Annotated in this window: 19 protein-coding genes and 1 pseudogene; 17 read left to right on the top strand and 3 right to left on the bottom strand. The window is 48.1% G+C overall.

The window, feature by feature from the left end; translation table 11 throughout:
• The first annotated feature begins 2 nt into the window (after positions 1–2).
• The 11 genes from MHB72_RS18355 (at position 3) to MHB72_RS18305 (ending at position 14,000) form a co-directional block, all read left to right on the top strand.
• Positions 3–1,067 (top strand): FecCD family ABC transporter permease, encoded by a 1,065-nt coding sequence (locus MHB72_RS18355; protein WP_216919537.1) that lies wholly within the window; start codon positions 3–5, stop codon positions 1,065–1,067.
• Complete coding sequence (locus MHB72_RS18350) at positions 1,067–2,080, top strand: FecCD family ABC transporter permease (RefSeq protein ID WP_026580101.1); 1,014 nt, start codon at positions 1,067–1,069, stop codon at positions 2,078–2,080. Before MHB72_RS18355 ends, MHB72_RS18350 begins: the two co-directional genes overlap by 1 nt.
• A gap of 63 nt (positions 2,081–2,143) precedes the next feature.
• Entirely contained in the window at positions 2,144–2,911 is a 768-nt protein-coding gene (locus MHB72_RS18345) for an ABC transporter ATP-binding protein (protein ID WP_043054605.1), read from the top strand.
• Between the two features lie 171 nt (positions 2,912–3,082).
• Positions 3,083–3,811, top strand: coding sequence for a response regulator transcription factor (locus MHB72_RS18340; protein ID WP_020452923.1), 729 nt, complete (start codon positions 3,083–3,085; stop codon positions 3,809–3,811).
• Positions 3,808–5,565, top strand: coding sequence for a sensor histidine kinase (locus tag MHB72_RS18335; RefSeq protein WP_216919539.1), 1,758 nt, complete (start codon positions 3,808–3,810; stop codon positions 5,563–5,565). Before MHB72_RS18340 ends, MHB72_RS18335 begins: the two co-directional genes overlap by 4 nt.
• A 174-nt stretch (positions 5,566–5,739) precedes the next feature.
• Positions 5,740–7,161 carry a glucuronate isomerase gene (gene uxaC / locus MHB72_RS18330; RefSeq protein WP_216919541.1) on the top strand — a complete coding sequence of 474 codons (1,422 nt, stop codon included), beginning with the start codon at positions 5,740–5,742 and terminating at the stop codon, positions 7,159–7,161.
• 41 nt (positions 7,162–7,202) lie between these two features.
• Positions 7,203–8,585, top strand: a complete 1,383-nt coding sequence (locus MHB72_RS18325) for a glycoside-pentoside-hexuronide (GPH):cation symporter (protein ID WP_373367302.1) — start codon at positions 7,203–7,205, stop codon at positions 8,583–8,585.
• A gap of 80 nt (positions 8,586–8,665) precedes the next feature.
• Positions 8,666–9,664, top strand: coding sequence for a LacI family DNA-binding transcriptional regulator (locus tag MHB72_RS18320; RefSeq protein WP_216919543.1), 999 nt, complete (start codon positions 8,666–8,668; stop codon positions 9,662–9,664).
• 58 nt (positions 9,665–9,722) lie between these two features.
• Complete coding sequence (locus MHB72_RS18315; RefSeq protein ID WP_216919545.1) at positions 9,723–11,186, top strand: tagaturonate reductase; 1,464 nt, start codon at positions 9,723–9,725, stop codon at positions 11,184–11,186.
• Positions 11,186–12,676, top strand: coding sequence for a UxaA family hydrolase (locus MHB72_RS18310; protein ID WP_216919547.1), 1,491 nt, complete (start codon positions 11,186–11,188; stop codon positions 12,674–12,676). The genes MHB72_RS18315 and MHB72_RS18310 overlap by 1 nt, the downstream gene beginning before the upstream one ends.
• Before the next feature lie 13 nt (positions 12,677–12,689).
• On the top strand, positions 12,690–14,000 hold the full coding sequence (locus tag MHB72_RS18305) for a glycoside hydrolase family 28 protein (RefSeq protein WP_216919549.1): 1,311 nt from the start codon (positions 12,690–12,692) through the stop codon (positions 13,998–14,000).
• A gap of 37 nt (positions 14,001–14,037) precedes the next feature.
• Here the strand turns inward: MHB72_RS18305 and MHB72_RS18300 are convergent, their stop codons facing one another.
• Positions 14,038–14,946 carry a LysR family transcriptional regulator gene (locus MHB72_RS18300; RefSeq protein WP_050820787.1) on the bottom strand — a complete coding sequence of 303 codons (909 nt, stop codon included), beginning with the start codon at positions 14,944–14,946 and terminating at the stop codon, positions 14,038–14,040.
• Between the two features lie 190 nt (positions 14,947–15,136).
• Between MHB72_RS18300 and MHB72_RS18295 the strand changes: the two genes are divergently transcribed.
• Positions 15,137–15,832, top strand: a complete 696-nt coding sequence (locus MHB72_RS18295; protein WP_020452914.1) for an MOSC domain-containing protein — start codon at positions 15,137–15,139, stop codon at positions 15,830–15,832.
• A gap of 43 nt (positions 15,833–15,875) precedes the next feature.
• Here the strand turns inward: MHB72_RS18295 and MHB72_RS18290 are convergent, their stop codons facing one another.
• Positions 15,876–16,667, bottom strand: coding sequence for an SDR family NAD(P)-dependent oxidoreductase (locus MHB72_RS18290; RefSeq protein ID WP_020452913.1), 792 nt, complete (start codon positions 16,665–16,667; stop codon positions 15,876–15,878).
• 97 nt (positions 16,668–16,764) lie between these two features.
• Positions 16,765–17,445: a GntR family transcriptional regulator gene (locus MHB72_RS18285; protein ID WP_050820788.1), complete on the bottom strand. Its 681-nt coding sequence runs from the start codon at positions 17,443–17,445 to the stop codon at positions 16,765–16,767.
• A gap of 380 nt (positions 17,446–17,825) precedes the next feature.
• Between MHB72_RS18285 and MHB72_RS18280 the strand changes: the two genes are divergently transcribed.
• From MHB72_RS18280 to MHB72_RS18260, 5 genes and pseudogenes are all read left to right on the top strand, one after another.
• Positions 17,826–18,776, top strand: a complete 951-nt coding sequence (locus tag MHB72_RS18280; RefSeq protein ID WP_023856248.1) for an ABC transporter substrate-binding protein — start codon at positions 17,826–17,828, stop codon at positions 18,774–18,776.
• Complete coding sequence (locus tag MHB72_RS18275; RefSeq protein WP_026580097.1) at positions 18,739–19,803, top strand: FecCD family ABC transporter permease; 1,065 nt, start codon at positions 18,739–18,741, stop codon at positions 19,801–19,803. Before MHB72_RS18280 ends, MHB72_RS18275 begins: the two co-directional genes overlap by 38 nt.
• Entirely contained in the window at positions 19,796–21,079 is a 1,284-nt protein-coding gene (locus tag MHB72_RS18270) for an ABC transporter ATP-binding protein (protein WP_216919551.1), read from the top strand. Before MHB72_RS18275 ends, MHB72_RS18270 begins: the two co-directional genes overlap by 8 nt.
• 189 nt (positions 21,080–21,268) lie before the next feature.
• The gene (dapA, locus tag MHB72_RS18265) at positions 21,269–22,171 is read left to right on the top strand and encodes a 4-hydroxy-tetrahydrodipicolinate synthase (RefSeq protein WP_216919553.1); all 903 of its coding nucleotides are present in this window, start codon (positions 21,269–21,271) and stop codon (positions 22,169–22,171) included.
• A 4-nt stretch (positions 22,172–22,175) separates the two neighbouring features.
• Positions 22,176–23,347, top strand: a pseudogene (locus MHB72_RS18260) (iron-containing alcohol dehydrogenase).
• The last annotated feature ends 42 nt before the right edge of the window (positions 23,348–23,389 follow it).

Here is a 23,389-nt window from a genome sequence, read left to right as displayed (position 1 = left end):
GAGTGAGCTCTTACAAAAACATACATCATATCAACAGCGCGGATGGCCCTGATGAAGAACAGAAACCGATCAGCCGTCCGCTCGGAGCTGTTTTTGTCCTGGCCGGCGGAATCATGCTACTGCTGTTTGGCGCCGCATTATCGATTGCGCTCGGTGCGGCTGATATAAAGCTTGGAACGGTTTGGGACGCCATTTTTCATTTTGATGCGAAAAATACGGCCCATCAAATTATTCAGGAACTCAGACTGCCAAGGACGGTAAGTGCGGCTCTTGTGGGCGCCTGCTTGGCGGTTTCCGGAGCCGTGATGCAGGGGATGACGAGAAACCCTCTCGCATCGCCGGAAATTATGAGCGTCACGCACGGGTCAGCTTTCGCAATTGCTGTCGCGTTTGCTTTTTTTCCGGGAACCTCATCGGTCGGGCTGATGATCTGGTCGTTTGCCGGCGCGGGTCTCGGAGCGGGACTCGTTTTTGCGATCGGAATGTTTTCAAAAGGCGGTCTTACGCCTGTAAAGCTGGCTTTGGCCGGTACGGCTGTCGGCACGTTTCTGAGCGCTCTTTCTACGAGCATTGCGATCCATTTTGATGTGGCGCGCGACGTCAGTTTTTGGTATGCCGGAGGTGTCGCTGGCACGAAATGGCTCAGCATTCAGTTGTTGGTTCCGGCGGCAGCGCTCGGTTTGGCCGTCGTTTTTGTCATCGCCCGTTCCATTACGGTTCTAAGCTTGGGAGAGGAGCTGGCGAAAGGGCTCGGGCAATATACGAAGACGGTGAAAGCGATCGGAATCGTGTCGGTTGTTCTGCTGACGGGTGCCGCTGTGTCCGTTGCCGGGGCAATCGGTTTTATCGGATTGATCATTCCGCATATTACCCGCTTTCTGGTCGGGGTTGATTACCGCTGGATCATTCCATGCTCAGCGGTGCTTGGCGCCGTCCTGCTGATCTATGCGGATATTGCGGCAAGGCTGGTCAATCCGCCGTTCGAAACACCTGTCGGAGCAGTCACGGCGCTTGTCGGCGTACCATTCTTTCTCTATCTGGCCCGCAGGGAAAGGAGTGGACTGTAATGCTCAAGAAAAACAGCAGACGGGCGGCTGCGGTGATGCTCGTCATGGCCGTGCTGACGGTCGCCGTGTTTTTACTAAGCATGAACATGGGAGAAATCCGAATCGCCCCGCTTGATACATTGAAAACACTGTTCGGTTTCGGAACGCCGCAGGATGAACTTGTATTATTTGAATTCCGTTTGCCGCGCATGGTCCTCGCCATGCTGATCGGTGCGGGAGTTGCTGTCTCCGGAGCCGTCTGGCAGGGGATATCGCGGAATGACCTGGCCGATCCGGGGATATTGGGCATCAATACGGGAGCAGGTTTTGCCGTTGTGCTGTTCATCTTTTATTTTCAGGGGGATGTTGGAAATCTGCAAAAAGGATTCGTTTTTTCCCTGCCGATTTTTGCATTTTTGGGAGCCTGCTTTGCAGTCGTTTCCATCTATTTGCTGGCGTGGAAAAAAGGCTTGAATCCCATTCGCCTCGTTCTGGTCGGCATCGGAGTGAATGCGGCGTTTTCGGCGGCCATCTTAATGCTGCAGCTGAAAATGGACCCGAATGACTTTATGCAGGCGGCTGTTTGGCTGTCAGGAAATATATGGAGTTCAAACTGGAGCTTTGTCTCGGCCGTGCTGCCCTGGATTGTCGTGCTGCTTCCTTTTATTCTCTACAAAGCGCGCTATTTAAACGTGCTGAATCTCGGTGATCAGCTCGCAACAGGGCTTGGAACGGCAGTTGAAAAGGAGCGGCGCATACTGCTTCTGTCGGCAGCCGCGCTGAGCGGCGCGTGTGTAGCGGCTGGAGGGAATATTACGTTTCTCGGTCTTGTGGCTCCGCATATTGCCAGAAGGCTTGTCGGGCCGAAGCATCAGCTTTTAATCCCGGCTTCCGCGTTGACCGGAGCATTGCTCTTTTTGCTGGCGGATTTAATCGGAAGGATGATACTGGCGCCTTCGGAAATTCCCGTAGGGTTAGTCATTGCCGCTTTAGGCGCGCCGTACTTTATCTATTTGCTCATGAAAACAAATTAAAGAAGGGAAGGGTGCAAGGTGTCTCTTTCAACAAACAACCTGGGGTTCGGTTACGGAGAACAGATGATAGTCGAAAGCTTAAACCTCCACATACCAAAAGGAAAAGTAACGACCATGATCGGTCCGAACGGGTGCGGCAAGTCAACCATATTAAAAACGATGGCACGCATACAGCGTTCTAGAACGGGCGCCGTTTATTTAAACGGCAAAGCGATCCACCAAATGTCGACGAAAGATATAGCCAAACAGATGGCGATTCTTCCGCAGACCCCTGAGGCGCCAGGCGGTCTGACCGTATATGAGCTCGTTTCTTACGGCCGTTTTCCTCATCAAAAGGGAATGGGCAGGCTCTCGGCCGATGACCGCCGCATGGTTGAATGGTCTCTCGAAGTGACAGGAATGCTGCCTTTTTATGACCGGCCGATCGAAGCCCTTTCCGGGGGACAGCGCCAGCGCGTCTGGATTGCGATGGCTCTTGCCCAGGAAACGGAGCTCTTGCTGCTCGACGAACCGACAACCTATTTGGACTTGGCGCACCAGCTTGAAATTCTGCAACTGCTGGAAAAGCTCAACAAAGAAGAAGGCCGAACGATTTTGATGGTCATTCACGACCTCAACCATGCCGCCCGCTTTGCCCATCACATGGTGGCGCTGAACTCCGGTGCAATTGTCAAAGAGGGCGCTCCACATGAAGTCATGACCTCAGAGGTATTGAAAAAAGTGTTTCAGATTGATGCGGAAATTATTTTAGACCCGCGCACAGGAAAACCGGTGTGCCTGACTTATGATCTATTGAAAAAAGAAGAGGATCAGAGGCTGGCAACCGGCTGACAGACATCAGACGATGTCTGTTTTTTTATTCCATGATTTCGTAAAGTAAAAAATCATTTCTAAAAAAGTTTATTTTTACTTTAAAATCAGAAAACGGGTGCCGATAAAGATATAATAGATGGTAAGATGAGGATATCAAAACATGATATAGACAGAAAGGAAAGAAGGATTTTGGAAAATGCGACAATTTTGATTGTGGATGACGAAGACGCCATTGTTCAAATGGTCAAGCGCGTCCTCACGAAGGAAGGATTTTCAGAAGTGCTGACCGCGAGCAGCGCAGAAGAAGCGCTCGACATCGTGAAAAAGGATACCGTGCACTTAATACTTCTCGATGTCATGATGCCGGGACAGACAGGATTTGATGTATCCCCTGAAATCAGACGGCACACCAACGCCCCGATCTTCTTTTTAACGGCGAAGACATCGGACCTCGATAAACTGTCAGGTTTTGCCTACGGAGCCGATGATTATATTACAAAACCTTTTAATCCTCTGGAGTTAATTGCCAGGATTAAAGCGCATTTAAAAAGAACGTATATACATAAAGAAGTCGCAGCTGCTTCGGTATCTTCAGCCTACGAATATGAACGGTTTACATTTCATCCCGATTTTGCGGAGCTGATCGTGGACGGAGAAACGGTCAGCTGCTCCGCACAGCTTCTCCAGCTTCTGCAATATTTTTGCGATCATCCGAACAGAGTGCTTTCCAAGGACCAAATTTATGAAAAAGTGTGGGGCGTTCCATCTTACGGAGACAGCAACACCGTTATGGTACATATCAGAAAACTGAGGGAGAAAATCGAAAAAGACCCGAGCAGCCCCGAATATATCGTCACGATTCGCGGTCTTGGCTATAAGTTCGTTCCCAATCCTGCAAGAAAAGAGAGCGAAGGATGAAGCTGAGAGGAAAGCTCGTTCTCCATTTTGTCAGCCAGATTTTCCTGATTCTCGGTCTTGTCCTCGCCACTCTGCTGTTATCCTTCATCTTTTTCGCTCTCCGGTTAAGCGAGAGCGAAGCGGATACAGGCTTGGCAAAAGCCACATCAGACACGTTTGAAAGCTGGGTCAGTGTGGATGACAATAATAATTGGCAGATTGAAGATATCTTGAAATCGGCTATCGACAAACAGGGAGGCTGGCTTCAAATATTAGACGGTAAGGAGAAAACCGTTTATTCCTACCGCCTTCCTTCGGAAATTCAGAGGGAGTACCACAGGGAAGACCTCGTATCAGTCTTTGACAAAAAAAGAATCAAAAAATATCAAGTCAACTTCTGGTCTGCCAATTTCAATGGTGAAGACTACGTGATTCTATTCGGATGGGAGTCGAAAAGCGATACGATCCTGTCCTATTTGGAAAAGGAAGAGAAGGATATGGCGGACCTTTCTTCCTATAAAAAAAGCACGCTTGATTTCATTAAGAAAAACAAAGGATCGGTTTATCTGTTCAGCGAAAAAGGGAAAATGTTGAACTCGCTCTATCAGGACATAGATTACAGCCAGGGCATCACTGAGCTGGAACTTTTAAAATACGGATCAAAGCCATGGAACTACGAGCACGAGTTTTCATACAGGCGTTTAAGCGCGACAGAATGGCTGATCGCCGCTACCCCGAACCCGATTTATAATCCGGATCATGAGTTCAACAGGACGATGATCGGGCTCGCTTTAAAAATCGTTCTGCTCGTGATCGGAGTTCTGATCGTATTGATGTCTTCCATGACGATTTGGTATTCTTTCAGATTCGGCATGCCGATCATCCATACGATTAAATGGATCGTCAACCTTTCAAAAGGGCGATTTGAAGAGCCGAGAAATCGGAAAGGCCGCCCGCAAAGCCGGAACAAAAAAGGGAAGCGAAAACAGCCGTACCGGTTGTTCACAGAAGTGTTTGAATCGATGGAGCAGCTGACGGAAACGCTGAAAAAAGACGAACAAAGCCGCAAGAAAATCCAAACGACTCGGGAGGAATGGATCGCGGGGCTCTCCCATGATTTAAAAACGCCGCTCAGCACGATTTACGGCTACAGCATGATGCTGGAGTCTCCAAACTATGAGTGGTCAAAAGAAGAAATCCGTGAAATCGGCCAGGCAATGAAAGAAAAATCGGACTACATGTCACAGCTCATCGAAGACCTGAACTTGACGTACAGGCTGAAAAACGACGCCTTGCCGATTAAACGCCAGACAGTGAGGCTTGTGCCGTTTTTAAAAAGCTTCGTTGAAGAGTTTAAGCGCCATTCGTTTTCGGAAGGGTACAACGTTTCTTTTGAATATACGCAAGAAGATACCGAGTTTGCGATAGACAGAGGCTGGTTCAGAAGAGTCTTGGAAAACCTTCTCGCCAACGCCGTCAAGCATAACAAAAAAGGCACTGACATCAAGGTGATCCTTGAAGAAACCAAGCAATATATTATTCTTAAAATTCAAGACAACGGAAGAGGCATGGACTCGGAAACCGTCTCAAATTTATTTAACCGATACTATAGAGGAACGCATACAAAAGATGCGACAGAAGGAAGCGGTCTCGGCCTTGCGATTTCTTTGGAACTTGTCCACCTTCACGACGGCTGCATCGCCGTTGACAGCCGGACAGGCCGCGGGACGGAAATTACGATGGAATTTAAGAAAAACCCTAAAGCCGCCAAATAAGCGGTATGAAAAAGAAGAAGCCAAAGGTTATTGCCTTTAGGCTTCTTTTATGTTGAGAAAATAATGGAAAAGAAGGCGAGGTTCGTATAAAATAAGATTAAATGTTAACGTTCACATTGCATTGCAAAAAGAAATGTTCACGTTAACATTTAAATAAAGAAAGGTGGGGATTTTATGAAGCCGTTTTTGAATGACGATTTTCTTTTAACGAATGAAACGTCGAAAGTGTTGTACCACCAGTATGCTAAAGGGATGCCGATCATCGACTACCACTGCCACTTGAGCCCAAAGGAAATTTACGAAAACAAAACGTTTAAAAACCTGACCGAAGTGTGGCTGTACGGGGATCATTACAAGTGGAGAGCCATGCGGGCCAATGGAATATCCGAAGAGTTTATTACAGGAGATGCGTCAGACGAAGAGAAATTCAGCGCCTGGGCAAGAACGGTTCCGATGACGATCGGAAACCCGCTTTATCATTGGACCCATTTGGAATTGAGAAGGTTTTTCGGCATCGATGAACGGCTTGATGAAAAGAGCGCGCCGCATATTTGGGAGCGGGTGAACGAACAGTTGACCGGAGAAGGATTCGGCGCCAGAGACTTGATTGAAAAATCAAACGTTGAAACGGTTGTCACGACAGATGATCCGGCAGACAGTCTTGAATATCATATGAAGCTGAAAGATGAAGACTTTAATGTAAGCGTTTTACCCGGATTTAGGCCAGACAAGGCGCTGGAAATCAATCAAGAAGGCTTTGCCGCCTGGGTGAGCAAGCTTGAAGCAGCAAGCGCTATGAAGATAGGAAATTATGACGATTTTTTGAAAGCGCTTAAAAACAGAATTGACTTTTTCCATGAACTAGGCGGACGGATATCGGATCATGCCATCAATCAAATGATGTACACGGAAACAGATGAAAGCGAAGTGCGTCCGATTTTTGCAAAGGTGATGAACGGAGAAGCCGCCTCGCCTGAGGAAGAGTGCAGATTTAAATCCTTTACCCTGCACTATTTGGGAACATGCTATGCGGAGAAGGGCTGGGCGATGCAGCTTCATATTAACGCCCTCCGAAACAACAGCAGCAAAATGTACCGGAAGCTCGGGCCTGATACGGGATATGATGCGATTAATGATCAGGACATCGCAAAGCCTTTGTGCAGCTTTCTCGATTCTCTTGACCGAAAAGACGCGCTGCCAAAAACGATCTTGTATTCTTTAAATCCGCGAGACAACGTCGTGATTTCAAGCCTTTGCGGAAGCTTCCAGGACGGCCGGATACCGGGGAAAATCCAGCATGGCACCGCCTGGTGGTTCAACGATACGAAAGACGGCATGCTCGAACAAATGAAATCGCTCGCCAACATCGGACTATTGAGCCGTTTTATCGGTATGCTGACTGATTCGCGCAGCTTTCTTTCCTACACAAGACATGAATATTTCAGGCGCCTGCTCTGCGATGTCATCGGCACATGGGGTGAAAAAGGAGAAGCGCCGGATGATATCGAGCTTCTGGGACGGATCGTCAAAGGGATCTGCTACGAAAATGCAAAACACTATTTCCAGTTTGAAGTGAAAGATCGTTTGAAAGCATAGAGTCACAAAATGGCTAGCAGAGGAGCTGCTTTTTCATGGAAATATCGACGAACAAACAAACCGAAACAGTCACCGTCACTCAAGAGAAATTAAGTTTAAAAGAAAAGGTTTCTTACGGTTTTGGAGATTTTGGGAACGGATTTATGTTTGACCTTGGACAGCTCTATCTTTTGAAGTTTTTTACGGATGTTGCCGGTATTCCGGCGGCAGCGGCCGGAGGCATTTTTCTTGTGAGCAAACTTTTTGCCGCTTTTGTCGATCCGATTGTGGGAACATCGATCGACTACAGGAAGAATATCGGGCCGAAAGGCAAATTCAGGCCGTATTTGCTATACGGAAGCTTTGTGCTCGCGATTTTGACGATATTGACCTTCATCTCGCCGAATCTGTCACCGACGGGCAAACTCATATACGCTTATGCGTCATACATGCTTTGGGGCCTCGGCTATTCCTTTGTCAACATCCCTTACGGCTCGCTCGGGGCGGCCATGACGCAAAATTCGGTGGAGCGGACTTCGCTTGCTTCCTTTCGACAGGCCGGCTCGCTGGGCGCCCTGTTTGTGACGAGCATTGTTGTCATTCCGATGATCGTCAGGTTTGACAACCCTGCGGTTGCCTATCCGGTCGTCATGGGGCTGATGTCTTTTCTCGGTGTGTTGTTTTTCTACATTTGCTATAGAAACTGCCAGGAACGGATTGTCGTAAAAGATGAGAAGTACAAACAGGAAAAAGTGACATTCAAAGCAATATCAAAGACGTTTTTTACGAATAAACCGCTCCTTACGCTTATATTCATGACCATTTTTACGATTTCAGCCTATAACCTTAAATCTGCGATGCTGATTTATTTCGCACAGTATAACCTCGGCAACGCCGAACTGATGGCCTACATGAACTTTATCATCATCGGCTCATCCTTTATCGGCGTCATCATGCTGCCGAAGCTCGTGAAGCTGTTCGGGAAAAAGCATACCGCTATTTTGGGGCTCGCGGTTTCCGTCTGTGCGGATCTGATCAATTTTTTCGTACCGGGCAATGTCTTTGTTTTTACGATTCTCGCCAGCATCGCCTTTATCGGCATCAGCATTCCGAACGGTATCACCTGGGCATTTGTATCAGACGCGATCGATTATGGCGAGTGGAGAACAGGGGAACGGAAAGAAGGAACGGTATACTCGCTGTTTAACTTTTCGAGAAAGCTGGCTCAGTCGCTCTCCGGCTTCCTGTCGGGGATCGGTCTCAGCATTATCGGCTATGTGCCGAATGCGACCCAAAAAGCGGGGACGCTGCTCGGCATTAAAGCGATACTCCTTTTGTATCCTGCAGCGGCGCTGACGGCAGCCATTCTCGTTCTCGGCTACCTGTACCGTCTGACAGATCAGAAGCATGCCGAAATGATCGCGGAAATCGAAGCGAGACCATAGCGGAATTTCATTTTCTAAAAAGCGCTTTTGATATGGTAAACTGATGGTAACAACAGCAAGAAAAGGCGGGTAAAAAAACAATGTCAGTAACGATTAAAGATATCGCCAGGCTGGCGAATGTATCGCACACCACAGTATCCAGAGCGCTGAACAATAGTCCGCTGATAAAAGAGAACACGAAAAAGAAAATACTCGACATCGCAGCCGAAATGAATTATAAACCGAATTTTAATGCGAAAAGCCTTGTTACGCAAAAGTCTTTTACGATCGGTCTGTTTTTAACAAGCCTGACAGACGGGACGTCTTCAAGTTTCTTTGCAGACATCCTGCGCGGCGTCAACAAGGTGATCGATGAAAACTATAATATGGTTGTCAGGGGGATTGACGATTATCATGATTTGTCATCCATTCACCACAACCGCTATGACGGCATGATTTTAATCAGCCAAAGCGAACAGGATCAGGCTTTTATTGAGCACGTCCTCAAACAGAATATTCCGGTCGTCGTGCTGAACAGAAAAATCGAAGGGCACTCCGTCGTCAATATTTTGGCGAATGAACACGAGGGCGCTTTCCTCGCTGCTTCATACTTGATCAAAAACGGCCACAGACGGATCGCCATGGTGCAGGGGAAAGAAAGTTTTAAATCGTCTCAAGAAAGAAAAGGAGGCTTTCTTCGAGCGCTTCGCGACTCAAATCTTGACATGCCCGGCGAATACCTCGTTCAAGGTGATTATACGATGCAAAGCGGCTTTCGTGCGGCTGAAACGCTGCTGAAGCTGAAGAACCCTCCGACAGCCCTGTTTTGCGCCAATGATGATATGGCGATCGGCGCGATGAACGCCCTTTATGCAAACGGGAAACGCTGTCCTGACGATATGTCGATCATCGGCTTTGACGATAGCGGATTTTCGGCGTATACGACACCGTCATTGACGACGGTAAAAAAACCGACGGAAAAAATCAGCATGCTTGGTGCGGAAAGCCTGTTGTCACTGATCGAAAATCCGCAGGCAGAAGGCAGGCAGACGCTCATCGGCACGGAGCTGATCATTCGCAATTCAGTTAAGCATCTATAGCATCATTTTTGATGCGCTGTAAAATGTGAACGTGTGCAAAAATGAGGAGGGAATTGAAATGGAGAGGCTGTCCAAACGGATAAGGTCTAAGCCGAGCCGTCCCGAACGGATTTTGCAAATCGGGGAAGGTAACTTTATGAGGGGGTTTATTGACTGGCAGATTCATAGATTGAATGAAGAAACCGATTTTAACGGCAGCGCCGTCGTTGTGCCTCCGCGCCGCGGCTCAGTAACGGCCTTTCAAGAACAGGATGGGCTTTACACGCTTTATCTTGAAGGCTTCAGGGAAGGACGGGAGGTTCGCGATTCTGCTGTCATTACAACAATCAGCAGAGTCGTCAGCAGCTATGAACACTATGATGAATTTATGAAGCTGGCCGATCTGCCGGATTTGCGCTTTGTCTTTTCAAATACGACAGAGGCCGGCATCATTTATATCGAGGAAGACCGGCTGTCCGACCGTCCGCAGAAGAGCTATCCGGGGAAGCTGACTGCGCTGTTATACAGACGCTACCTGACTTTTCAGGGAAGCAGGGAAAAAGGCCTGGTGATCCTCCCGTGTGAGCTGCTTGAAGATAACGGGAAAAAACTGAAAGAGATTGTGCTGCGCTATACGAACGAATGGGCGCTTGAACAGGGGTTCATCGATTGGCTTGAGGAGTCAAATGTGTTTTGCAATACGCTTGTAGACAGGATCGTACCGGGATTCCCGCAAGAAAATGCACACCGGCTTGAAGACGCGGCCGGCTATCGCGATTCTCTGATGGTGACGGCGGAGCCGTATCATTTGTTCGTGATTGAAGGGCCGAAATGGCTTCCAGACGAGCTTCCGCTTCATGAGGCCGGTCTGAATGTCGAGTTTGTCAAAGATGTGACGCCGTACCGGGTGAGAAAAGTGAGAATCTTAAACGGCGCCCATACCGCGATGACGCCGATCGCTTATTTGGCAGGCCTTGAGACGGTTCGTGAAGCGGCTGAAGACGAACTTATCGGATCATTTGTGAAAGAGCTGATTCAGCGTGAAGTGCTCGAGACGATCGATATGCCCGGCAGTGAGCTTGACGCCTATGTGGAAGAGATTCTCGACCGCTTTAAAAACCCGTTTATCCGTCACAAGCTGATCGATATTTCCTTAAATTCCTTTGCAAAATTCAAAGTCAGAAATTTGCCCGTCTTAATAGAATATGCGGAACGAACTGGCAAACTTCCGGCTCGAACCGTATTTGCTTTAAGCGCTTTAATTTATTTTTACCAAGGAAAACGGGAAGATGAGGCCATTCCGCTGTCTGACGACGATGAGGTGCTGGCTTTTCTCAAACGGCTCTGGACAGAAGAGACAGACGTTTCAAACATCGTGTTCCATGTTCTCGGGTTTGAAAAAGTATGGGGGCAAAACCTGAACGACGTTTCCGGGTTGACGGACAAGACGGCTGAATATTTAAGGGACATGAAACAAACGGGAATGAGGAAGGCGCTGAAAAAAATGATGAACAGCCAAATGGCTGAGCTGGGGGACATGTGATGAAAGACTGCTTGATGATCAATCCTCAAGATAATGTCGGCATTGCGTTAAGAGAATTGCAAACCGGTGAAACGGTCACTGCAGGAGAACGGATCATCGTGATCAAGGAAACGATTTTGAAAGGCCATAAGTTTGCTTTAAAAGACATCGCTGAAAATGAAGACGTCATCAAATACGGCTTTCCGATCGGGCACGCCACTGACATGATTCAGACGGGGGAGTGGGTGCATACAAAAAATGTGAAAACGAATTTGGGCGGTGTCGAAGAATACAGCTACAAGCCGAAATTTACGGAAAACCGCTATCAAAAAGAACCGCTCACATTTAAAGGCTTTAAACGAAAAGACGGAAAAACGGGAATCAGAAACGAGCTATGGATTGTACCGACTGTCGGCTGTGTAAATGGCATTGCAGAGCTGATCATCAAAGAATTTAAAGCTGAGGTCGGCTCTATCGTCCCTTTTGAAAGCGTTCACGTGTTAAAGCATCAGTACGGCTGTTCACAGCTTGGCGATGATCATATCAACACGAGAACGATTTTGGCGAATGCCGTCAAACACCCGAATGCAGGCGGTGTCCTTGTGCTGGGACTTGGCTGTGAAAACAACAGCATCCATGAATTCCGCGAAGCGCTCGGCGATTATGATCACAGCCGGGTCAAGTTCCTGCTTTCTCAAGAAGTATCAGACGAAGTCACGGAAGGCGTCAAACTGTTAAAAGAAATTTATGAGCATGCAAAAGGTGACCGGCGTGAAGATGTTCCGATTTCTGAACTGAAGATCGGTTTGAAGTGCGGCGGATCTGATGGATTTTCCGGCATTACCGCGAATCCGCTGCTCGGCCGGCTCTCCGATTTTCTGATCGCCCAAGGGGGAACGGCGGTTTTGACAGAAGTGCCTGAAATGTTTGGAGCGGAAACGCTTTTGATGGAGCGGGCTGAAAATGAGGAAGTGTTTCATAAAATCGTCCGCTTAATCAACGATTTTAAACAGTACTTTATCGATCACAGGCAGCCCGTCTATGAAAACCCGTCTCCGGGCAACAAAGCAGGCGGCATTACGACATTAGAGGATAAGTCGCTCGGCTGTACGCAAAAAGCCGGCACTTCAAAGGTGACGGATGTTCTGGAATACGGGGACGTTTTGAAAAAGAACGGGTTGAACCTGCTGAGCGCTCCGGGAAATGACCTTGTTGCTTCATCCGCACTGGCCGCTGCAGGGTGTCAAATCGTTTTATTTACGACAGGGCGGGGCACGCCTTTTGGCACCTTTGTGCCGACGATGAAAATTTCGACAAATACAGCGATTTATGAGGCGAAGCGCCACTGGATCGATTTTAATGCGGGAAGGGTGCTCGAAAACCGGTCAGAAGATGACGTTTTGAAAGAGTTGACAGCATATTTGATCGAAGTCGCGGGCGGCAGGCAGCTGAACAATGAAATAAACGATTTCAGGGAGCTTGCGATATTTAAAACAGGCGTTACATTGTAAAGGGGGCGGTAACGTGAGTCTGCAGAAAATAAAAGACGAGATTCTAAAGACGCTGAAGGTTCCGGTATTTCCTGATCGATCATTTGATGTTACAGCGTTTGGGGCTGACGGAAACGGAAAAAAGGATGCGACGGGAGCGATACAGAAGGCGATTGATCAAGCCCACAAAGCAGGCGGTGGAAGAGTAGCAGTTCCTGAAGGCGTGTTTCTTTCCGGTGCACTCAGACTGAAAAGCAATGTGGAGCTTCATCTTGCACAAGGAGCGGTGATCAAATTCAGTCAGAACCCGGAAGATTATCTCCCCGTTGTGCTGACGAGGTTCGAAGGCGTCGAGCTCTATAATTATTCACCGCTCATCTATGCTTACGAAGCCGAAAATATTGCAATAACCGGAAAGGGCACGCTTGACGGCCAAGGTGATGACGAGCATTGGTGGCCGTGGAAAAGGGGAACGAACGGCCAGTCTTCACAGGAAAAAGACCGAAATGCTTTGTTTGAAATGGCTGAGCGCGGTGTCCCGGTCACTGAGCGGCAGTTTGGAAAAGGGCATTATTTGCGGCCGAACTTCATTCAGCCGTATCGCTGCAAAGATATTTTGATTCAAGGTGTCACCGTGCTGAATTCGCCGATGTGGCAAGTTCATCCCGTGCTTTGCGAGAATGTGACAGTGGACGGAATCAAGGTCATCGGACACGGTCCGAATACCGACGGAGTCAACCCGGAATCGTGCAAAAACGTGGTGATCAAGGGCTGCCATTTTGATAATGGAGATGACTGCATCGCCGTCAAATCGGGAAGAAACGCCGACGGCCGAAGGATCAACATGCCATCGGAGAACATTGTCATTGAACATAACGAAATGAAAGACGGGCATGGAGGGGTCACGATCGGAAGCGAAATTTCCGGCGGCGTGAAGAATGTCATCGCCGAGGGAAACCTCATGGACAGCCCGAACTTGGACAGAGCCCTCCGCATTAAAACGAATTCGGTGCGCGGCGGTGTTCTTGAAAACATCTACTTTCACAAAAATACGGTCAAAAGCTTGAAGCGCGAAGTGATCGCCATCGATATGGAATATGAAGAAGGGGACGCCGGAGATTTCAAGCCCGTCGTCCGCAACATTGATGTTGAGCAGCTGAAAAGCATGGGCGGACAATACGGGATCAGGGTGCTGGCGTACGATCATTCTCCAGTCACCGGTCTGAAAGTGACTGATTCCGAGATCGACGGCGTCGATATTCCGATGGAACTGAAACATGTGAAAGACCCTGTTTTTTCGAATCTGTATATTAACGGAAAACGCTATGATTCACACGAAGTCTAAACAGAGATCCTCTGCAGACATGCAGAGGATCTTTCTTTTAACGCGGCGGCGCATCAGCGGTTTCGTTTTTGACCGAGGAAATCAGCAGTTCAATAAACACCCGGCTTGCAGCGCACATATGCTTGTTTTTACGGTAAACGATGCTGATTTCCGTCGTCAAATCCGGCATTTGAATCGGAATCGTCTGAATGGATTTATTTCCAATATCATCGAGATAGCCTTTCGGCAAAATGGTGGCGCCAATGCCTTTACCAACCATGTTCATGATCGATTCCATCGTTGTCATTTCCATGACTGGCCGAGGTTCGAATCCAAACGTGCGGCACTTTTCGTTGATCAGCTGCCGCAAAAAATACGTCTCAGGCAGCAAAATGGATGGAATCTCCCTTAACACGTCAAGCGTGACAAACTGCCGTTTTGCAACCGGATTGTCAATAGGCACTGCGAGGGCGAGCTGCTGGGTAAGGAATGGAACGGTTTCCAGATCACTGTGTTCCACCCGCTGGGCTACAATGCCCAAGTCGAGCTCATTTTGCAGCAGCTGGTCGTAAATATCTCCGGTTCTCAGCCCTAAAACAGACAATTCAATATTGGGGTAGCTGCGGTGAAATTCGATCACGGTCCGGGGAAGCAAATAATTAACCACGGTCAACAGCGCCCCGATTTTTAGCGTTCCCCTCTTTAAACCTTGGAGCTCGCTGATTGCGTCTTGCGCCTGTGACAGTTCATGAAAGATATTGTAACAGTGCTGAAGCAGAATCTTTCCCGCTTCCGTCATTACGGTGCGTTTGCCTGAACGATTAAACAAAGGCGTTCCGATTTCATGTTCAAGCAAACGGATTTGCTGGCTCAGCGAGGGCTGAGCGATATTCAGTTTTTCGGCGGCACGGGTAAAATGAAGCTCCCGGCACAATGCCATGAAATATTCCAATTGCTTTAGCTCCAATGCTTTTTCCCTCTCTCCATTATAAAAAACAGACGAAACTCAACGATAGGTTTAACCTATTGTTTTTATAATAACGATTGAATGGTTTTATGATAAGAGGTCGATTATACTTAAATCTCAAAAGAGATGTGCAGCGTTGCTGTTCGGCCGCTGCCGTCTGCAGGACATTTGAATGTAAGAGGTGATATGAATGGAATATGCCGATATCCTTTCGATCAATGTAGGGAAGCCAGAGGCAATTCAGTTTCAAAATAAAGCTGTGTCTACCGGAATATACAAGAAGCCGGCAAGCGGCCCTATCTTCCTGTCATCTACTAATTTTGCGGGGGACGGGCAGGGGGATCTCGTTCATCATGGTGGCGCGGAAAAAGCAGTGTGTGTCTATCCGTATGAACATTATCTCTTTTGGGAAAAGGAACTGCAAAGAAAGCTGGAATACGGAGCATTTGGCGAAAATTTAACGATCAAGGGTCTGCTGGAGGATGACGTTCATATCGGCGATATCTTTCAGCTGGGTGAAGCTGTTGTACAGGTGAGCCAGCCAAGGCAGCCTTGCTATAAACTAACCGTAAGGTACGGTATGCCCGATATGATACTGAAGGTACAGAACACCGGATTTACGGGTTTTTACTTTCGCGTGCTGAAAGAAGGGTTCGTCTGTAAGGATCGTGGTCTGAAACGAATCTCACGCCACCCTAAAGGCATCACGATTTCTTACGCAAATCGCATCAAGCATCATGAAAAGAACAATATTGAGGGCATCAAAAAACTTCTCGAGGTGGAGGAACTGTCGGCAAATTGGCGGGCATCATGTTTAAAGCGGCTTAACGGTTTTGAGCCGGATGACCGCGAAAGGCTGACGGGAGGTCTGGAGAAGAGATCTTAACCCAAAAGGAAAAAATCCTCTGCCGATCGGCAGAGGATTTCTGTTAAATGGAGCGGATAATTCCGCCTTCCACTCTTTGAGCGGAACCGTTGATGGCCGCAGCTTTTTCGGAAGCGAGATAGACGATCGTACTCGCCACTTCTTCCGGTTTTGCATAGCGCTGAATCAAAGAAGTCGGCTCATTCACTTTGAAATAGTCTTTGACAAAAGTGTCTAAATCGGTTTTCTCCTGAGCTGCGGCACCCTCCATATAATTGGCGACGCCTTCCGTCCAGGTAGGTCCCGGAAGGACGGAGTTGACCGTCACATTTGTCCCTTTCGTCATTTCGGCCAAACCTCTTGATAAACTGATCAGAGCGGTTTTCGTCATTGAATAAGGGATCATCTGCGGAAGCGGTTTGATGCCGGCTTCGCTTGCCAAATTGAGAATCCTTCCCTTATTACGCTTCAGCATGGCCGGCAGAAACGCGCGGCAAAGCCTGACTGCGCTTAAAACGTTTACTTCAAAATATTTGAGCCACTCTTCGTCTGTCACCTCTGTGAAATCCTTCACTTCAAAGAAGCCCATATTATTGACGAGGACATCAAGCTCCCCGATTTTAGCGGTTTTTTCGACCAATGCCATGCTTTCTTCAGGAGCGGATAAATCAGCGGCAATGCCGTGAACGTTTCCGTGCCGGGAAAGTTCCTCAACGACTGACTGGACTTTTTCTTCTGTCCGTCCGTTCACGATGACTTCGGCCCCTTCCGCCAAGAAGGCTTCCGCCGTTGCTTTTCCAATACCTGCAGTAGAACCTGTCACGAGTACGAGTTTGTCTTTCAGCTGTAAATCCATATGCCATCAATCCTTGTTTTAAGAGTTAAGATGAAAAAACATCTAATGAACAGTATATCGCAGCTGGATACCTCGGTCGAAAATCGTGCTTGTCGTTTTATTGTTCCTTGTCTTTTAAAATCTTATGAATATCTTCCATCGGACGGAGCCAATTCTTTTTCATCACTTCAGCCGCCAATTTCGGATCGTTTTTTTCAAAAGCGGCGATGATTTCCCAATGCTCGGCGGCGGACTGCAGTTTCGGAGCAGACGGCCGATTGAAAAACACATACTTCATCCGTCTGACATGAAGCTGCAGAACGGCGGAAAACTGAAGAACATACGGGTTTTTAGCCGCTTCTGTAATCAAATGGTGGAACTGTTCGTCCAGTTCAGCTGCATCGTGGTTCCGCTCCTCTTTAAAAGCGGCTTCGTATTGAGCCGCGAGTTTTTTGAGCTCGGTGATCTCTTCTTCAGTCAAAAGCGGCGTTGCCAGTTCTGCCGCCAGAGCCTGAAGATGTGCGAGCGGGGGATAGACGGCCAGCGCATCATCGGGATGAATAAGCGTGATCTTTGTTTCTTTTCCCGGCTTCATTTCCACAAAACCTTGAGATTCGAGGAGCTGAAGCGCTTCTCTGACCGGTGTGCGGCTGACGCCGAGCGCTTCGGCCAGATCGACGTCCGTGACTTTTTCGCCGGGTTCAAGGGTTCCGTCGACAATCCAGCGCTGCAATTGATGAAACGCTTTTTCCTTTGCTGAAAGTCTGACCTGCGGCGTATAGTTTTTCGGTATCGGCATAAAACCACCCTTTCTCTATATGCAATATATCGTAAATACTTTAGCAAAAACAACGTTTTTCAGTTGAAAATCTCCTTTTCAGAATCTCATATACAGACCTGTGTCGATTATAGTATAATAATTCCGAAATTAGGACACGAATGAGTCAGAAAGGCGCTGCCCAGAAGCAGCTAATAGGGGAGCCGGCGAGAGAGCCCCCGCGAGCAGTTCGGCGGGCCGGGAGCGATCAACCGCAAGCCGGAATAACCGCCTGGATGATGACCGCGTTATCTGCGAAGACAGATGCGGTATAAGCGATGTGCTCTTTTTTTGTACGTTCCTGGTTTACTGCATCTTTACTGAGTAGAGATGTTTTTATTTTATCCCGAGGAGGAAGCAGAATGAAGAAGTTAGGGCTTTTATTGCTGTCACTGCTGTTGGCCGCCGGCGTTCTTAGCGGCTGCGGTCAAGCGCAAAAACCGGCAGAACAGCAAAAACAGGAGAAGGCGGCTGAAGCGTTTCCGGTCACCATAAAAGATGCTTCAGGACAAGAGGTCAAAATTGAAAAAGAACCGAAGAAAATCGTCTCTCTGATGCCGAGCAATACCGAAATTACATACGCCCTTGGCCTGGGGAAGAAAGTCGTCGGCGTGACGGATTTTGATACATATCCAAAAGAAGTGAAAAACGTTGAAAAAATCGGGGGCATGGAATTCAACACAGAAAAAATCATTTCGTTAAATCCCGACTTGGTCTTGGCTCACGCATCGAGCATGCAGAGTGCCAAAGAAGGGCTAAAGCAGCTGGAGGATGCAGGAATTACAGTGGTGACCGTGAATGATGCGGCCTCTTTTAAAGAGGCGTACCAGTCCATCGAAATGATCGGAAAAGCTGCCGGTGCAGAGGATCAAGCGGCAAGCCTGATCAAGGGCATGAAATCTGACCTGGCTGACATAAAAGAAAAAGCTGCCGGCATATCTAAAGACGATCAAAAGAAAGTATTTGTCGAAGTGTCTCCGGCTCCGGACATTTATACGACCGGAAAAGGCACCTTTATGGATGAAATGCTTGAAGCGATCCATGCGGAAAATGCCGCTTCCGCGCAGAAAGGCTGGACCAAAATAACGGAAGAAGCGATCGTCAAGCTGAATCCCGATGCGATCGTGACGACAAACGGTAAATCCGCAGTCAGCGAAATTAAAAAACGAAGCGGCTGGAACGGTGTAAAAGCGGTCAAAAATAACGAAGTATACGACGTGGACCCTGACCTCGTGACCCGTCCGGGGCCGCGATTGATCAAAGGGGTCGAAGAGCTTGCTGAACATATTTACCCTGACGTTTTTAAAAAATAACCGCTTCGCGGCATATGCCTTCAGCCTGATGTTTCTGTCGGCATCTGTTCTTATGGGAATCTCTATCGGATCTTTGGAGATTCCCATTCCTTCTATTATCAAGGTTTTTTTGAACGAATGGTTTGGTATTCAAGGGTTAAATCCCGATCCGACAGAGGCGAACATCATCATGAAAATCAGACTGCCGAGGGTGGTGCTGGCCGCTCTTGTCGGCGCGGGGCTTGCTGCTGCGGGAGCCGGGTTTCAGGGGCTCTTGAAAAACCCGCTCGCAGATCCGTATACGCTCGGCATTTCGTCAGGCGCGGCCGTCGGTGCAGTGGTCACGCTGTTTTTTGGGATTCAGCTGCCGGTGATCGGAAGTTTTACACTGCCGTTTTTAAGCGTTGCCGCGGCCGTTGTCGTGATTTTTTTGGTTTTGTTCTTTGCGCGGCTCGTACACCCTTCATTGACCCTGTCTGCTTTGATTTTGACAGGAATCATCTTCAGTTCTTTTTTGGGTGCGCTTATTTCTCTCATGATCGCATTGACCGGCGATGATTTAAAACCGATCGTCCACTGGCTGCTCGGCAGCGTATCGATGAGAGGCTGGGGTTATATCGCGCTGTTTCTGCCCTTTTTTGCGGTTGGTGCTGCCGCGCTTTTGATCAGCGGGAGAGAACTGAATGTGATGACTTATGGCGAGGAAAAAGCGAGGCTCCTCGGTGTGAATGTGAAGCGAAGTAAGTATGTCGTTCTGTTGGCGGGAGCTATTTTAACTGGCAGTGCGGTTGCTGTGTCTGGAACCATTGGCTTTGTCGGTCTCGTCATTCCGCATTTTATCCGGCTTTTCTCTATTACGGATCACCGTCATCTTCTGCCGCTCTCGATGCTGAACGGTGCTTCGTTCCTTGTGCTGTCAGATCTTTTGTCGAGAACCATCATTGAGCCGTCCGAGCTGCCGATCGGTATTATTACCGCACTGATAGGAGCGCCTGTTTTCGGGTTTATTTTGATTCGGCGCTACCGGGGAGGGCGAATTCATGATTGATGTCATCCGTGTGTCCGGCGGCTACGGAAAAACGGATGTCTTACAGGACATCAGCTTTGCTGTAAAGCCGGGTGAATTTTTAGGAATTCTTGGTCCGAACGGCAGCGGAAAAACCACTTTGCTGAAAATGTTGTCGGGAACAATCTCGCCTCGAAGCGGCGAGGTGCTGCTTGAATGCCGCTCAGTCGGGGCGTACCAAACGAAAGAGCTCGCTCGCAAAATGGCGGTCCTTCCTCAAAAAACGGAGCAGGCCTTTTCCTTTACGGTGGAGGAAACGGTACAGTTTGGCCGCTACGCGTATCAATCAGGCCTTTTTCGGCAGCTGACAGCGGAAGACCATGATATCGTGAAGAGGGTGATGAAGCAGACAGACACGCTTCGTTTCGCTCAAAAATCCATTCATGAGCTGAGCGGCGGAGAGCAGCAGCGGGTGTATTTAGCACAGGCACTTGCCCAGGAACCCGAATATTTGCTGCTTGATGAACCGACGAGTTTTCTCGATTTGTCATTTCAAAAGAGTCTGCTTGATTTAATGAAACAAGAAACGGCTGCATCCAAACTCGCAGTGGTCGGGGTGTTTCATGATGTGAATATTGCGAGTTTATACTGTGACCGCCTGCTGTTGTTGAAAGATGGAAAGGCGGAAGTTCTTGACCGCCCGGAAGCCGCCCTTTCTGCCGAGGGTATCGGAAGAGTGTATGATACGGGCATCACAGCGCTGGACCATCCTCAGCGTGCAAATCCGCAGTTTACGATCAAGGCGAAAACCATCCCGGAGAAAACCGAGCCCCTCTTTTTAAAAGAGCGGATTGAACAATATTTGCCGCATGGCATCGCATTTTCGGCAGACCGCCCGCTGCGTCTTCTGTCCTCTGAAACAGGCTTTGCATGGAGACGAAAGCTTGTCTTCGCAAGCGGAAACAACTCTGGATTGCCGCATGACCTGTCAGCCTATGAACAGGAAACGCTGTTTATCCAACATGATGCTGAATTGGCTGACTGTCATATTGTGTCGGAAAAGGGTGATCTTTGCATCGTCGGTATGAAAGATACGGCGGGGCGTTTGATCATATGGGTGTTAGTTGACGGCTGTTTGCAAGATGGTCAATTTGTAACGGCGATAAGTGCTGCAGCAAATGCCGCAGCCGAGCACCATATTCCGTGCAGCGATGTGCTTGTAGCGGCCACTCAATCCGGCCGGTCAGCGTATCAAACTGCCTTTTTTACAGAAATTCAAAATAAAACAGCGGCTTGTGTGAAAGTTTTAAAAGGTTAAATTTGGGCCTGTCTTTGGACAGGTTTTTTTATTGTTTTAAAACGCATCAGCTGAAGGTGAGGTTTCATTCTTTTGTCCCGAATTCGAAAAAATGTGTTGTTAAATGAATCATAACACCTTTATAATAAAATTTGTGAAAGCGTTTTACTAATTAAATGTTTAAAAATGCAACAAAGGAGGCGAGATCACTTGAAAGTAGAGGGGATTATCCCTGCCATACTGACACCGCTTACAAAAGAACAGGCTTTTCATGCGGGCGCAGCCGAAAAGCTGGTGAATGATCTTATTGATTCAGGCGTCCATGGCATTTTTGCTTTAGGGACAAATGGCGAATTTCATTTATTCTCGCAAGAGGAAAAGCTTCAAATTGCTGAAACAGTTGTAAAAGCGGTTAATAAACGAGTGCCTGTTTTCATCGGGGCAGGAGAAAACAGTACTGAGGCGACCATTTCCTTATCCAATCAAATGGCGGATATCGGAGCGGATGTTCTTTCGATTATTACGCCATACTTTGTCGCACCTTCGCAGGAGGAATTGTATCAGCACTTCCGCACGGTTTCTGAAAATGTCACGCTTCCCGTCCTGCTCTACAACATTCCGTCGAGAACAGGCGTATCACTGGAGCCCGAAACGGTTGAAAGGCTGGCGGCATTGCCGAACATTATCGGCATTAAGGACAGCAGCGGCAGCTTCGCCAATATTAAGGCGTATCTTGAGCGTACAAAAGAACAGTCCTTTTCCGTCCTGGCAGGAACTGATTCATTGATTTTAGACACATTGAAGGCGGGTGGAACAGGTGCTGTAGCTGCCACAGCCAATGTGCTTCCCAAAACCGTTGTTTCAATCTATGAATCTTTTAAACAAGGAAACATTGAAGAGAGCGAGCGCTATCAACATCAGCTGCAACCGCTTCGTGATACGTTTTCACTCGGTTCACTGCCGGCACCGCTAAAAAAAGCAGCAGAGCTTGCCGGCATTGCCGTCGGGCCGCCTAAAAGTCCGATTGCAGAGCTGTCGGGAGAGCCGCTGCTAAAAGTAAAAAAGATGCTCGAAGGCTACGGAATTGAAGTAAAAATGGCAAAGGAGCAGTGAGGTTATGAAGACGCTTTATCATTTTCAAACGGCCGCCCGAATTGAGGCTGGTGCACATTCACTCAATTTGCTTGGCGATCACTTAGATCAGACCGGCTTGAATCAGATTCGTTCGGTGTTTATTTTAACTCAGCCGTCGATCGTTTCTCTCGGCTATGCAGACCAAATGAAAGAGGTGCTGGCCGAAAAAGGCATCTCAAGTGAAATTAACACCGATATACAGCCGGAGCCGACGGAACAAAATATCGAAGAGGTTTTTCAGCTTTTTTCTGAAGGAGGCCATGACGCGATTCTAGGAATTGGCGGAGGCAGTGTGCTAGATGCGGCTAAAATCCTCTCTGTTCTGAAAACAAATGGAAAAAACCGATTTCTGCTTTGATTGGCACGAATCTTGTTGAAAAGCCCGGCGTTCCGCTTGTGCTGATTCCGACAACATCCGGAACAGGGTCAGAGGTGACGCCGAATGCGATTGTGACGTTCCCGGAGAAAGAATTAAAGATTGGTATGGTCAGTCCCTATCTGCTGCCGTCGGTTGTGATTTTAGATCCGGTTTTGACGACCGGTCTTCCAAAAGCGATCACAGCTGCAACCGGAATGGATGCATTTACACACGCGCTCGAATCCTATATTTCCAACAAAGCAAACCCATTCAGCGACATGTTTGCGCTTGAATCTATGAGACTGATTTCCTCCAGTATTCAGGAGGCCTACCATCATGGAGATAATCTGGAAGCGAGAGAAAAAATGCTCATTGGCGCCATGTATGGCGGAATGGCCTTGACAAGCGCAGGAACAGCGGCGGTTCATGCGATGGCTTACCCGCTCGGGGGAAAATACAAAATTTCGCACGGGGTGGCCAATTCAATGCTGCTTCCGCATGTAACGGCATTCAATGCGGATCATGTGATTGACCGTCTTTCGGATGTGGCTGGCGTGATTGGAATTGAACCAAAGGGTTCGAAGGCAAGTCAAGCAGAGCGGGTCATACGGAAAATTGAAGAGTGGACCGCTGATTTGAACATTCCGCAAAATTTAAAGACATTCGGGGTATCAAAAGAGGATGTTCCATCGCTTGCAGAGGCGGCAGCCGACGTCAAACGGCTCATGGATAACAATCCAAAGCCGATGTCCATTGCGGAGATTGAAGCCGTCTATTTGAAATTGCTGGATATGTAGGTACCGGGATCTGTACATGGTTTTCACCATGAGCCTGTAAAT

Source organism: Bacillus sp. FSL K6-1284, from assembly GCF_038002625.1.
GTDB lineage: Bacteria > Bacillota > Bacilli > Bacillales > Bacillaceae > Bacillus > Bacillus paralicheniformis.
The sequence above is the reverse complement of the archived record's forward strand: the minus strand, read 5'-3'. Positions and strand labels throughout refer to the sequence as shown.